Origin of the sequence: Nocardioides sp. NPDC127514 (genome assembly GCF_040302125.1) — a bacterium.
GTDB lineage: Bacteria > Actinomycetota > Actinomycetes > Propionibacteriales > Nocardioidaceae > Nocardioides.
This window is the reverse complement of sequence record NZ_JBEORF010000018.1, coordinates 127402-141049: the sequence shown is the minus strand read 5'-3', so window position 1 is coordinate 141049 and position 13648 is coordinate 127402. Positions and strand designations below refer to the sequence as shown.

Below are 13648 nucleotides of genomic sequence, written 5' to 3'. Positions count from 1 at the left end.
AAGGCGGCCGGCGAAGCCGGCGCCCGAAGGGCGTCCTTGACGCCGGTCCAGATCGAGAAGACCCTCCAAGAACGGGTCGGCGGCCCACCCCAACCAAGAAAGAACCCCCAGCTACCGTGAGAAACATGCCGATCCCAGACTTCATCGTCGCCCTCCGCCAGAAGATAGGAACAGAGCAGCTCTGGCTCCCCGGCGTAACAGCCGTAGTACGCAGAGACGACGAGATCCTCCTGGTCCAGCGCGCAGACAACCTGAGATGGACACCGATCACCGGGATCGTCGACCCCGGCGAACAGCCGGCGACGGCAGCAGTACGCGAGGCGAAGGAGGAGACCGGGGTGGACATCGTGGTCGACCGGCTGGCGTCGGTAGGCGCGACGAGCCCGATGGTCTATCCCAACGGGGATCGTGCGGTCTACATGGACCTCACGTTCAGCTGCACGTGGCGCTCGGGCGAGGCGTACGTCGCGGACGACGAGTCCGCGGATGTCGGCTGGTTCCGCGTGGACGAGCTCCCGGAGATGCCTCCGGAGCTCCGGGCGCGGATCGACGCCGCCCTCTCCGACGAGGCCGAGGCGCGGTTCGTCGCACCGTGAGCGCGGGACCCGTCGTCAGCCGGACGCTCGCAGTCGCCTGTCGAGGACACTCATGAGCTCCGCGACACGGTTTTTGCCGGCTGGCACGACGGGATAGCGCGCGAGTACGTCGAGCAGCACAGGGCTCGCACGATCAACCGCACGGTCCAGGGACGCGACGGCAGCCCCGGGCTCGGAGATCTCCGCGATCCGGGCGACGCTGGCTGCCGCGCGCAGGATGTGGCCGACCTGGGCGGCATCGGCGAGCGGGTGGAGGTAGGCGGCCGATGCGGCGTCGCCGGCGCTTCGGGCGGCCAGCCGAGCCGCCTCGGAAGGGGCCTCCTTGGCCGCCCGATGGGCGTCCAGGGAGGTGACGCGCTGCAGCTTCGTACGCCGGGCACCACCGACGAACTCCCAGGCCGCATCCAGCGCCAGCCTCGGTCGAGGATCGTCGGGGCAGGCCGCCTCGAACAAGGGCACGACCTCGGTAGCGGCCTCCGCGACGTAGCGGGCGACGACCCGGAGCTCGTCGGTCGTCAGCTCGAAGTCGCCCGCCACGAAAGACCAGCGTCAGGCGTGGCCGTCGAACATCGAGGTCACCGAGCCGTCCTCGAAGACCTCGCGGATCGCACGGGCGAGCATGGGGGCGATGGAGAGCGTGGTGAGCTTGTCGAACTGCTTCTCCTCCGGCACCGGGAGGGTGTTGGTGATGACGACCTCGGTGGCGGTGGAGTTCTTCAGCCGGTCGACGGCGGGGTCGGAGAGGATCGCGTGGGTGGCGCAGATGATCACGCCGGCGGCACCGTCGGCCATGAGCGCGTCCGCGGCCTTCACGATCGTGCCACCGGTGTCGATCATGTCGTCGGTGAGGATGCAGATGCGGTCCTTGACCTCACCCACGACGCGGTTGGCGACGGTCTCGTTGGGCCGGTTGATGTCGCGGGTCTTGTGGATGAACGCCAGCGGTGCCCCACCGAGCCGGGCCGCCCAGCGCTCGGCGACCTTGATCCGGCCGGCGTCGGGAGAGACGACGGCGAGCGGCTGGTTGCCGTACTTGTCCTTGATGTAGTCGGTCAGCAGCGGCAGCGCCATCAGGTGGTCGACGGGACCGTCGAAGTAGCCCTGGAGCTGGTCGGCGTGGAGGTCGACGGAGATGATCCGGTCGGCACCCGCGGTCTTGAACATGTCGGCGACCAGACGGGCTGAGATCGGCTCGCGGCCGCGGTGCTTCTTGTCCTGGCGGGAGTAGCCCCAGAACGGCATCACGACGGTGATCCGCTTGGCCGAGGCGCGCTTCAGCGCGTCGACCATGATCAGGTGCTCCATGAGCCACTGGTTGATCGGCGCCGTGTGCGACTGGATGACGAACGCGTCCGAGCCGCGCACCGACTCCTCGTAGCGTACGTAGATCTCGGAGTTGGCGAAGTCGTAGGCCGAGGTCGGTGTCAGCTTCGTTCCCAGAAGGTCGGCGACCTCCTCGGCGAGGACCGGGTGAGCCCGGCCGCTGAAGAGCATCATCTGCTTCTCGGTGGTGCGCTTGGTCATGTGCTGGCTCCTACCCCCGGGGTCACTGCACTTGGATTCTCCATCAACTTCGCTGCCGGACCCAACCCCGGGGGTCACTCCCCCGTCGCCGAGGGTTCACCGAGGATGGGTACGCCCGACTCGAGTGCCTCCTCGGCCGCGGCCGCCTGCGCCGTGCCTGCCCTCTTCGTCAGGGCCCACCCCTCGATGATCCGCTGCTGACCTGCGGAGACGGCCAGCGCACCGGGCGGAACGTCCTCCCGGATGAGGGCCTCGCCACCGGTCGCCGCGCCGTCGCCGACGACCACCGGGGCGACAAAGGTCACACCCGACCCCGACTTCACGTGGCGCCCGATCCGGGTCTTGTGCTTGTTGACGCCGTCGTAGTTGGCGAAGATCGTGCCGGCCCCGATGTTGGTGCCCTCGCCGATCGTCGCGTCGCCGACGTAGGACAGGTGCGGCACTTTGGCGCCGGGCCCGATGGTCGAGTTCTTGACCTCGACGAAGCCGCCGATCTTGCCCTCCTCGCCGAGCACCGTGCCCGGGCGCAGGTAGGAGAACGGCCCGACGTTGGCACCGGGTCCGACGACGGCGAGCTCTGCCTGCGTACGCACCACCCGGGCGCCGTGGCCGACCTCGGTGTCCTTCAGCGTGCAGTCGGGACCGACGACCGCGTCCTCGTCGATCCGGGTGGCACCGATGAGCTGGGTGCCGGGCAGGATGGTGACGTCGGGCGCGAGCTCGACGTCGGCGTCGATCCAGGTCGTGGCGGGGTCCATCACGGTGACCCCGTCCTTCATCCACCGGGTCACGATCCGATCGTTGAGGATCTTCCCGAGCGCGGCGAGCTGGGCCCGGTCGTTGGCGCCCTCGGCCTCGCTGACGTCGTCGAGGACGAACGCGTCCACCCCGAGCCCGTCCGAGACCGCCAGCGCGATCGCGTCGGTGAGGTAGAACTCCTTCTTCGCGTTGTCGTTTCCGATCCGCGGAAGCACCGAGGCCAGGAAGCCTCCGTCGAAGGCGATGATCCCCGAGTTGATCTCGTTGATCGCCCGCTCCTCGTCGCTCGCATCCTTCTCCTCGACGATCCCGGTGACCCCTGCGTCTCCACGTAGGATCCGGCCATAGCCGAAGGGCTCCGGGACGATCCCGCTCAGGATCGTCGCGGCCCGGCCGGCGGCCTCGTGGTCGGCCACCAGCGCACGCAGCGACTCGCCGCGCAGCAGGGGCGTGTCGCCGTACGTCACCAGGACTGTTCCGCCGGAGACCGCACCGGCCTCGACCGCCACCCGTACGGCGTGCGCAGTGCCGAGCTGCTCGGTCTGGACCGCGATCACGGCCTCGGGCAGGATCTCGGCGATGTGGGGCTCGACCAGCTCGCGCTGGTGTCCCACGACCGCGACGACACGGGACGCCCCGGCCTCCGAGACGGCGGCCAGGACATGGCCCACGAGACTCCGGCCCGCGATCTGGTGGAGCATCTTGGGAGTCTTGGACTTCATCCGGGTGCCGCCACCGGCGGCCAGCACGATCACGGTGAGCTCGCTCATGTTGCGTCAGTCTAGGCCGCCGCGCCCGAGCGTCGACCCGGGGTCAGCGGACCCGTTCCTCGGCCGCGTTGAGGATCCCGATGATCGAGTCGTAGTCGCCACGCACCTCGGCGAATCGCAGCAGCTTGACCTGCTCCACGAGCACCTCGTGTGCCTCCGGATCGGCCTCGAGCAGCGCCATCACCTCGTCGATGTACGCCTCGAGCGGCATCGCGTGCTCGGAGCTCTCGTGGCCCGGCATCAGGGCCGTACGGACCGCCGGCGGGACGAGCTCGGTGACCTGGATCCCGATCGGCTCCAACTGCATCCGGATCGACTCGGAGAGCTGGTGGATCGCCGCCTTCGTGGCGTTGTAGGTGGGCGTGAACCGCAGCGGCGTGTGGGCCAGCCCCGAGGAGACGGTGAGGATCGTGGCGCCGGGACGCTCGCGCAGCTGCGGCACCAGCGCGTCGATGAGCCGGATCGGACCGAGCAGGTTGGTCACCACGGTCTCCTCGGCATCGGCGAGGAAGCCCCGCGTGGTCCAGTCCTCGGGGCGCATGATCCCGGCCATCGCGACGAGCACGTTCAGGTCCGGGAAGCGGCTGACCACGTCGGCGGTCGCCTCCGCGATCGAGGCGGCGTCGGCGGTGTCGACGCGGACGGTCTCGAAGCCGTGCACCTGGGCCAGCTCGGAGAGCAGCGACGTACGCCTGCCGCCGATGATGACGGTGTTGCCGCGCTCCTTGAGGCGCAGGGCGAGAGCGAGGCCGATCCCGGAGGTCGCGCCGGGGATGAAGATGGTGTTTCCGGTGATGTTCATGCCTCCACCCTGCGGCGGCGGCTCCGTCTGCGGGAGAGACCTGGTGATCGTGGGATCGGCGGTCCCTGGCTGCGTACGATCCCACCCCGCATCATGGATGCCATGGACCGCGCCTCCCTCGCCGACTTCCTCCGACGCCGCCGTGAGGCGCTCCGCCCTCAGGACGTCGGCCTGGTCGCCGGACCGCGCCGGCGCACGCCGGGCCTGCGCCGCGAGGAGGTCGCCGCGCTGACCGGGATGTCGACCGACTACTACGTACGCCTCGAGCAGCAGCGCGGTCCGCAGCCCTCCGAGCAGATGCTTTCCGCGCTCGCCCGGGCGCTGCGCCTGACCGTCGACGAGCGCGACCACCTCTACCGGCTGGCCGGACACAACGCCCCGCGGCGTACGTTCGAGGACGGCCACGTCGCCCCGGCGCTGCTCCGCGTGCTGGACCGGCTCGAGGACACTCCGGCGATGATCATGTCCGCGCTCGGCGAGACGCTGGTCGCCAACCGGCTGGCGACCACGATCTTCGGGGACCGGGTGGCGCTGACCGGCTGGGACCGCTGCGAGGCCTACCGCTGGTTCACCGACCCCTCGACGCGGGGCGTCTACCCGCCGGACTACCACGAGACGCACGGCCGCGGTCTCGTGGCGAGCCTGCGGATGGCCTACGGAGCACTCGGCGAGAAGTCCCGCGCCGGCGAGCTCGTACGCCTTCTGCTCCCCAGGTCCGAGGAGTTCCGCGAGCTGTGGGAGCGGCACGAGGTCACCCACCGGTTCGAGGACCACAAGACTCTGCTGCACCCACAGGTCGGGCGCATCGACGTCGACTGCCAGGTGCTGTCCGCCCAGGATCAGGGCCAGGCGCTGCTGGTGCTGACGCCGGTGCCCGGCAGCGAGGCGGAGGAGAAGATCCGGCTGCTCGCGGTGCTCGGCCACGAGGAGTTCAGCACGCCCTAGGAAGCGGCACCCTTGCCCAGGTCGAGGACGAGGACGGCCATGTCGTCGGAGGGCGGCGCGCCGGAGAAGTCGGCGACCGCCCGCAGCAGCCGATCGGCGACGGCCTGGGCGCGTAGGTCGATGCCCGTCGCGAGGACGGCCTCGACCCCGGCCTCCTCGAACATCGCGTCCCCGGCACGCCGCTCGAGGACACCGTCGGTGACGACGACGAGCCGGTCGCCGCGCTCCACCGTCACCTCCTCCTCGATGTAGTCGACCGCGTCGAGCACCCCGAGCAGCGCCTGCGACCGGCCGACCCGACGGGCGGGAACACCAGGCCGGGCACGGGTGACCAGGAACGGCGGAGGGTGGCCCGCACAGACGAGCCGCACCCGGAAGCGGGAGGCGGCGGTGACCTCGAGGGTGCCGCACACGAGCGTGATGAACCGGCCCCGCAGGCCCTCGTCGCCGATCGCGGCGTTGAGCCGCTCCAGGGTCGGGGCGATCGGGATGCCGGCCCGCATCAGCGCGCGCACGGTGTGCCGCGACATCCCGGCGACGGCGGCCGCCTCCGGCCCGACGCCGCACACGTCGCCCACCATGAAGCCCCAACGCCCGGCGCCGAGCGCGAAGATGTCGTAGAAGTCGCCGCCGGCTTCGTTGAACTCGCCGGTCGGCTCGTAGCCGACCCCGATGTCGACGCCCGGGATCTCCGGCAGGACGGCCGGCAGCAGGCTGCGCTGCAGGGACCGGCCGATCTCCTGGAGCTCGGTGTGGGCGCGGGCGTTGTCGATGGCCAGCGCCGCCCGGCGGGCCACCGCCTCGGCCACCATCAGGCGCTCGCGCCGCAGCGGCTCACCGGCCGGCCGCCCGAGGGTGAGCCAGCCGATGATCCGGTTGCGTGCCTCCAGCGGAAGGATCGCGATCTCACCCTCGACATCGGGCTCGGCCGGAGCCTCGGGGTCTTCCGGCTCCGCGTCCTCCAAGGCGTCTCGCACCGCGTCGAGCTGGTGCTCGTCGGCGTGCCAGGCGAACTGGAGCCGAGGATGGTCACGGGCGTCGTTGAGGTAGATGCCGCACCACGTCGCCAGCCGCGGCACCACGATCTGTCCGGTCATCGCGGTCGTCGCCTCCAGGTCCAGCGACGCGGCCAGCATCACGCTGGCCTCGCTCTGGAACGTCAGCCAGGCGCGGCGCTCGCTGTCGGCAGCCCGCGTGGACGCCCGGTCGACGCTCGGCGCGGCCCAGTCCGCGACCCGCTGCAGCTCGGCGCCGTCCTCGGTCGCGAAGCTGCTCGCCTCCTTCTTCGCGACCGCCAAGGTGCCGATCACCCGGCCCTCGAAGGCCACCGGTGCGGTGACCAGCGAGCCCAGCTCCAGCTCTCGGAGCAGCTCGACCGGCGTTGCCCGCAGGTCGCTGATCGCCAGCGGACGGTACGAGGCCCTGAGGCTCGGCGCGCCGCCCGCGCCACGGCGCACGCTGCGCCCCTTGATCGGCGTCGCAGCCCCGCTCGTCGCGGCCACCACGAACTGGTCCTCCATCTCGTCCTCGAGCAGGAGGTACGCCGCATCGGCGTCGAATCGCTCCCGGGTCTGCTCCACGACGAGGTCGAGGATGTCCGCGAGCGCGAGCTGGTTGAGGGCCAGCCCGCTCAGCCCCAGCGGATCCCGGCCGGGCGTGGCCACGCTCTCCCGACGGCGTACGTCCTTGCCCTCCGGGACTCCCCCGTTGGGCGCCTCGACGTCGAGGGTCGTCTCCACCAGCGCGAACGCCGCCCACACCCGCTTGTGGTCCCGGCGGTACTCCACCCCCCACGCCGTCGACAGCGCCGAGGTGATCAGCAGCCCGCGGCCGTGCTCGCCGGCCCCGGGCCGGGCGTTCGCACCGACCGGGAGCACCCGGGTCGGGTGCTGGTCGAAGACGTCGATGCGGAGCCGGTCCTCCTCGCGTACGACCGCCACGGTCATGGGCGTGCCGGCGTGGGTCACCGCGTTGGTCACCAGCTCGCTGGTCAGCAGGACGACGTCGTCGAGGAGCTCGTCGAGGCCCCAGTCGGCAAGCACATCGCGCGCGAAACGGCGCGCTTCGGAGACCGACGTCGGTGCCGGCTCGAAGGTTCGAGAGAGTGTCTTGGCTCCGGTGCTCATGACCACCGCCGATTCTGCACCCGTTTGGCGCTGGTATGGCACTGATCACGGCAAGGTACCGGCAGGTAGGTCAAGGAATTACCAGAATCGGTGGTGAACGATCATTTGTCGGCCACGGTGAGCCGAGGAGTGCGACACTTCAGCAGACGCGTGTCTCAGCGCGAGAGGAGGCAGGGATGTCCTCATCGGTGGACTCATCGAAGTCGACCACGCTGCCCGAGCAGGTGACGGTCGATCAGGTCACGCTGCGCCAGCTCAAGGACGCGATGGCCGCGATGCGCGACGGCGTCTTCACCGGCCGGTTGGAGCCGGTCGACGGGCCCCTCGGCGACCTGGCCTCCATCCACAACGAGATCGCCGAACGGCTGAACCACCTGACCGGCGAGATCGCGCGCGTACGCCGCGAGGCAGGCCGCGACGGCCACCACGACGAGCGGCTCCGGCCGAGCATCGGCGGGGGCGCCTGGGCCGGCGCCGTCGAGGACGCCAACAAGCTGGTCGCCGACCTGGCACGCCCCACCGCCGACGTCGCCCGGGTCGTCGCGGCGGTCTCCGCGGGCGACCTCACCCAGACGATGGACGTACGCCACGGCAGCCGCGCCCTCAAGGGCGATCCGCTGCTGGTCGCCAAGAGCGTGAACGGCCTGGTCGCCCAGCTCGCCACGATCACCGAGGAGATCGCCCGGGTCACCCGCGAGGTCGGCACCGAGGGCAAGCTCGGTGGCCGTGCGCGGGTGCGGAACGCCACCGGCACCTGGCGCGACCTCATCGATGCCGTCAACACGATGTCCTCGCGGCTGACCGCCCAGGTCCGCGACATCGCCGAGGTCACCACCGCCGTCGCCAACGGCGACCTGTCGCGTACGGTCACCATCGAGGTCTCCGGCGAGATGGCGCAGCTCAAGGACACCGTCGACCGGATGGTCGGCCAGCTGTCCTCGTTCGCCGCCGAGGTCACCCGTGTCGCCCGCGAGGTCGGCACCGAGGGCCGCCTCGGTGGCCAGGCCGACGTACGCGGCGTCTCCGGCACCTGGCGCGACCTGACCGACTCGGTCAACACCATGGCGTCCAACCTGACCTCCCAGGTGCGCGGGATCTCCTCGGTCGCCAAGGCCGTCGCCCGCGGCGACCTGTCGCAGCAGATCACGGTTACCGCGCGCGGTGAGGTCGCCGAGCTCGCCGAGACGCTCAACTCGATGACCGCCACCCTGCAGACCTTCGCCGACGAGGTCACCCGTGTCGCCCGCGAGGTCGGCACCGAGGGCCGCCTCGGCGGCCAGGCCGAGGTGCCCGGCGTGGCCGGCCGGTGGAAGGACCTCACCGACTCGGTGAACTCGATGGCGAGCAACCTGACCAACCAGGTCCGCGACATCGCCCAGGTCACCACCGCGGTGGCCGGCGGCGACCTGTCCCAGAAGATCACCGTCGACGTACGCGGCGAGCTCTACGAGCTCAAGACCACCGTCAACACCATGGTCGACCAGCTCTCCGCCTTCGCCGACGAGGTCACCCGCGTCGCCCGCGAGGTCGGCACCGAGGGCATGCTGGGCGGCCAGGCCGAGGTTCCCGGCGTCGGCGGTCGCTGGAAGGACCTCACCGACTCCGTCAACTCCATGGCGACCAACCTGACCAACCAGGTCCGCAACATCGCCCAGGTCACCACCGCCGTGGCCGGCGGCGACCTGTCCCAGAAGATCACCGTCGACGTACGCGGCGAGCTCGCCGAGCTCAAGACCACCGTCAACACCATGGTCGACCAGCTCTCCGCCTTCGCCGACGAGGTCACCCGCGTCGCCCGCGAGGTCGGTGGCGAGGGTCAGCTCGGCGGCCAGGCCGCGGTGCCCGGCGTCTCCGGCACCTGGCGCGACCTGACCGACTCGGTGAACTTCATGGCCGGCACGCTGACCGCCCAGGTCCGCAACATCGCCCAGGTGACGACAGCGGTGGCCCGTGGCGACCTGAGCCGGCAGATCACCGTCGACGCCCGCGGCGAGATCCTCGAGCTCAAGTCGACCATCAACACCATGGTCGACCAGCTCTCCTCCTTCGCGGCCGAGGTCACCCGCGTCGCGCGCGAGGTGGGCACCGAGGGCAAGCTCGGCGGCCAGGCCGACGTGCACGACGTCTCCGGCACCTGGAAAGACCTCACCGACTCGGTCAACTCGATGGCCTCCAACCTGACCTCCCAGGTCCGCAACATCGCCCAGGTCACCACCGCCGTCGCCCGCGGCGACCTGACCCAGAAGATCACCGTCGACGCCCGCGGCGAGATCCTCGAGCTCAAGTCCACCATCAACACCATGGTCGACCAGCTCGGCTCGTTCGCCGACGAGGTCACCCGCGTCGCCCGCGAGGTCGGCACCGAGGGCGCGCTCGGTGGTCAGGCCCAGGTGCCGGGTGTCGCCGGTACCTGGCGCGACCTGACCGTCTCGGTGAACTCGATGGCTTCCAACCTGACCAACCAGGTCCGCAGCATCGCCCAAGTCTCCAAGGCGGTCTCGCAGGGCGACCTGTCACAGAAGATCTCCATCGAGGCCCGCGGCGAGGTCGCCGCCCTGGCCGGCACCCTCAACGCGATGGTCGACACGCTGCGTACGTTCGCGGACGAGGTCACCCGTGTGGCCCGCGAGGTCGGCACCGAGGGATCGCTGGGCGGTCAGGCCCACGTACGCGGCGTGGCCGGCACCTGGAAGGACCTCACCGACTCGGTCAACTCGATGGCCTCCAACCTGACCTCCCAGGTCCGCAACATCGCCCAGGTCACCACCGCCGTGGCCCGCGGTGACCTGACCCAGAAGATCACCGTCGACGCCCGCGGCGAGATCCTCGAGCTCAAGTCCACGGTCAACACCATGGTCGACCAGCTCTCCTCCTTCGCCGACGAGGTCACCCGCGTGGCCCGCGAGGTCGGCACCGAGGGCAAGCTCGGTGGCCAGGCCGAGGTCGCCGACGTCTCCGGCACCTGGCGCGGGCTCACCGAGAACGTCAACCAGCTCGCGAGCACGCTGACCACCCAGCTCCGCGCGATCGCCGAGGTCTCCGCGGCCGTCACCCAGGGCGACCTGAGCCGGCAGATCACCGTCGGGGCCGCCGGTGAGGTGGCCGACCTGAAGGACAACCTCAACGAGATGATCGACTCGCTGCGGGAGACCACCAGGGCCAACGAGGACCAGGACTGGCTCAAGACCAACCTGGCCCGGTTCACCGGCCACATGCAGGGTGGGCGCGACCTGCTCGAGGTCGCCCGGCTGATCGTCTCCGAGCTCACCCCGCTCGTCGGGGCGCAACAGGGCTCGATCTTCCTCACCGACCAGTCTTCCGAGCACGTCGGACCGAAGGTCCTGCGCCGGATCGCCTCCTACGGCTACCAGCCGAGCGCCGACGTCCCCGACGTCTTCGCCGTCGGCGAGGGCCTGGTCGGGCAGGCGGCCTACGACCGCCAGCCGATCATCGTCCGCGACGTGCCGGCCGACTTCCTGCGGATCTCCTCGGGCCACGGGTCGGCGGCACCGACCTCGATCGTGGTGCTCCCGGTGGCGTTCGAGGAGAAGGTGATCGGTGTCGTCGAGCTGGCCTCGTTCCGGCCCTTCAGCGCCGTCCACATGCAGTTCCTCGAGCAGCTCGCGGAGTCGATCGGGGTCTCGCTCAACGCGATCATGGCCAGCTCCCGCACCGAGGAGCTGCTGGTCGAGTCGCAGCGCCTCGCCGCCGAGCTGCAGGACAAGCAGGACGAGGGCGAGCGGCAGCAGGTGGAGCTGCAGCAGACCAACGCGGCCCTCGAGGAGAAGGCGCGCCAGCTCGCCGACCAGAACCAGGCGATCGAGATCAAGAACCTCGAGATCGAGGATGCCCGGCGCGGCCTGGAGGAGCGCGCCGAGCAGCTCGCCCTCTCGTCTCGCTACAAGTCCGAGTTCCTGGCCAACATGTCTCACGAGCTGCGTACGCCGCTGAACTCGCTGCTCATCCTGGCGCGGCTGCTCTCCGACAACGTCGACGGCAACCTCAACTCCCGCCAGGTGGAGTACTCCCGCACCATCCACGGTGCCGGCACCGATCTCCTCCAGCTGATCAACGACATCCTCGACCTGTCCAAGGTCGAGGCGGGCAAGATGGACGTCCACGTCACCGACGTCGCGGTGACCTCGGTGGTCGAGTACGTCGAGGCGACCTTCCGGCCGCTGACCGCCGAGAAGGACCTCGACTTCATCGTCAGCGTCGACCCCGACGTGCCCCGCGTGCTGCGTTCGGACCAGCATCGGCTGCAGCAGGTGCTGCGCAACCTGCTCTCCAACGCGGTGAAATTCACCGACGGCGGGGGCGTCCGGCTGCTGATCCGCAACGCCTCCGGCGAGCGCTTCTCCACACCCGGCCTGCAGCAGGCCGACGCGGTGCTGGCGTTCTCGGTGGTCGACACCGGCATCGGCATCCCGCCGGAGAAGCTGAAGGTCATCTTCGAGGCGTTCCAGCAGGCCGACGGCACGATCAGCCGCAAGTTCGGCGGCACCGGCCTCGGCCTCTCGATCAGCCGCGAGGTCGCCCACCTCATCGGCGGCGAGATCCAGGTCAAGAGCGACCCCGGACACGGCAGCTCCTTCACGCTGTACGTCCCCAGGATCAGCTCCGGGACGATCGAGGCGCAGCCACCGGCGCCCGCTGTCGACGAGCAGAGTGCCATCGACAGGAGAGCCGACCAGGTCCTGTTGGTCCTCAGCGGCGGCGGCGACGAGTCCGGCCCCGGCACCAGCGCCGTCGTGGAGGCCCTGTTCGGCTCGGTCGACGAGGTCGAGACGGTCTTCGGCACATCGCCCGAGGAGGCTCAGGCGGTCCTGGCCGATCGCGACGTCGACTGCGTGGTCCTGGACCTTCCGCTGGCGGACGGTGGCTTCGACGTGCTCCGCTGGATGCGCACCCACAAGCGCACCAAGAACATCCCCGTCGTGCTGAGCCGGGTCGGCGAGGTGACCAAGGCCCAGCAGAGCCGCCTGGACAGGTACGCCCAGGCGATGACCCTCAAGACGCCGGCAACCACCGAGGAGGCGATCGACGACGTGAGCGTGCTGCTGGGCCGTCCAGGGGCGCAGCCCCCCAGGACGTACGTCCCCGAGCCGGCCGACCCGAACGGCCAGTTCGTGGGTCGCAGGATCCTGATCGTCGACGACGACGTACGCAACGTCTTCGCGCTCACCAGCGCGCTCGAACAGCACGGCATCGACGTCATCTATGCCGAGTCCGGAGAGGCCGGGATCGAGGCGCTCCAGCGGGAGCCGGGTGTCGACCTGGTGCTGATGGACATCATGATGCCGGGCATGGACGGCCTGACCGCGATGCGCCTGATCCGCGACATCCCGCAGTTCAAGAGCCTGCCGATGATCGCGCTGACCGCGAAGGCGATGACCGGTGACCGCGAGGACAGCCTCGCCGCCGGCGCCTCGGAGTACATCACCAAACCGGTCGACGTCGCCGACCTGCTCTCGCTGTTCCGGTTGTGGTTGTCATGAGCGAGCGCCAGGGGACCGCGAAGATCCTGCTCGTCGACGACCATGCCGCCAACCTGGTCGCGCTCGAGGCCATCCTCGGCTCGCTCGACCAGACCCTCGTCCGTGCGGGGTCCGGCGAGGACGCACTCCGCGCCCTGCTCCATGACGACTTCGCGCTGATCCTGCTCGACGCGCAGATGCCGGGGATGGACGGCTTCGAGACGGCCACCCGCATCAAGGCGCGCGAGCGCACCAAGGACGTCCCGATCATCTTCCTGACCGCCAACGACTTCGACACCCACCTGGCCTATCGCGGCTACGCGACCGGCGCCGCCGACTTCCTCGCCAAGCCGTTCGACCCGTGGCTGCTGCGGGCGAAGGTGCAGGTCTTCGTCGACCTGTGGCACGCCAGCCGCAAGCTCAGCGCCCAGGCCGACCTGCTGCGCCGGTCCCTGGACGAGCGAGCCGCTCAGCCCGGCCGGGTCGACGTCGACGTCGTCACCGACCTCCGGTCCCGACTCGCCGGGGTGGAGGAGGCCGTGGCCGATCTCGACGCCGTCGGTGACATCGGCATCGGCGGCGATGCCCGCCGCCGCCTCGGAACGCGGCTCGCAGATCTCAGGCAGGCGCTCGACGCGCTGGGGTGATC

The 13648-nt window shown here is 70.3% G+C and carries 9 protein-coding genes; 4 read left to right on the top strand and 5 right to left on the bottom strand.

The window, feature by feature from the left end; all coding sequences use genetic code 11:
- Positions 1-125 precede the first annotated feature (125 nt).
- On the top strand, positions 126-596 hold the full coding sequence (locus ABTX24_RS16110; RefSeq protein ID WP_350840884.1) for an NUDIX hydrolase: 471 nt from the start codon (positions 126-128) through the stop codon (positions 594-596).
- A gap of 15 nt (positions 597-611) precedes the next feature.
- Here ABTX24_RS16110 and ABTX24_RS16105 read toward each other — a convergent pair whose 3' ends face one another.
- From ABTX24_RS16105 to ABTX24_RS16090, 4 genes are all read right to left on the bottom strand, one after another.
- A complete protein-coding gene (locus tag ABTX24_RS16105; RefSeq protein WP_350840883.1) occupies positions 612-1133 on the bottom strand; it encodes a putative immunity protein in 522 nt (173 codons plus the stop codon).
- 12 nt (positions 1134-1145) lie between these two features.
- The gene (locus tag ABTX24_RS16100) at positions 1146-2120 is read right to left on the bottom strand and encodes a ribose-phosphate diphosphokinase (RefSeq protein WP_091052555.1); all 975 of its coding nucleotides are present in this window, start codon (positions 2118-2120) and stop codon (positions 1146-1148) included.
- A 74-nt stretch (positions 2121-2194) separates the two neighbouring features.
- Complete coding sequence (glmU, locus tag ABTX24_RS16095) at positions 2195-3649, bottom strand: bifunctional UDP-N-acetylglucosamine diphosphorylase/glucosamine-1-phosphate N-acetyltransferase GlmU (protein ID WP_160027210.1); 1455 nt, start codon at positions 3647-3649, stop codon at positions 2195-2197.
- Between the two features lie 43 nt (positions 3650-3692).
- Positions 3693-4451 carry an SDR family oxidoreductase gene (locus ABTX24_RS16090; RefSeq protein WP_350840880.1) on the bottom strand — a complete coding sequence of 253 codons (759 nt, stop codon included), beginning with the start codon at positions 4449-4451 and terminating at the stop codon, positions 3693-3695.
- Positions 4452-4553: 102 nt separating this feature from the next.
- Here ABTX24_RS16090 and ABTX24_RS16085 point away from each other — a divergent pair, with 102 nt between their 5' ends.
- Entirely contained in the window at positions 4554-5396 is an 843-nt protein-coding gene (locus ABTX24_RS16085; RefSeq protein ID WP_160027206.1) for a helix-turn-helix transcriptional regulator, read from the top strand.
- Here ABTX24_RS16085 and ABTX24_RS16080 read toward each other — a convergent pair.
- Complete coding sequence (locus ABTX24_RS16080) at positions 5393-7522, bottom strand: SpoIIE family protein phosphatase (protein ID WP_350840878.1); 2130 nt, start codon at positions 7520-7522, stop codon at positions 5393-5395. The two genes, ABTX24_RS16085 and ABTX24_RS16080, sit on opposite strands and share 4 nt — an antisense overlap.
- A 176-nt stretch (positions 7523-7698) precedes the next feature.
- Here ABTX24_RS16080 and ABTX24_RS16075 point away from each other — a divergent pair, with 176 nt between their 5' ends.
- Positions 7699-13020 (top strand): hybrid sensor histidine kinase/response regulator, encoded by a 5322-nt coding sequence (locus tag ABTX24_RS16075; RefSeq protein WP_350840876.1) that lies wholly within the window; start codon positions 7699-7701, stop codon positions 13018-13020.
- On the top strand, positions 13017-13646 hold the full coding sequence (locus ABTX24_RS16070) for a response regulator (protein WP_160027200.1): 630 nt from the start codon (positions 13017-13019) through the stop codon (positions 13644-13646). Before ABTX24_RS16075 ends, ABTX24_RS16070 begins: the two co-directional genes overlap by 4 nt.
- The last annotated feature ends 2 nt before the right edge of the window (positions 13647-13648 follow it).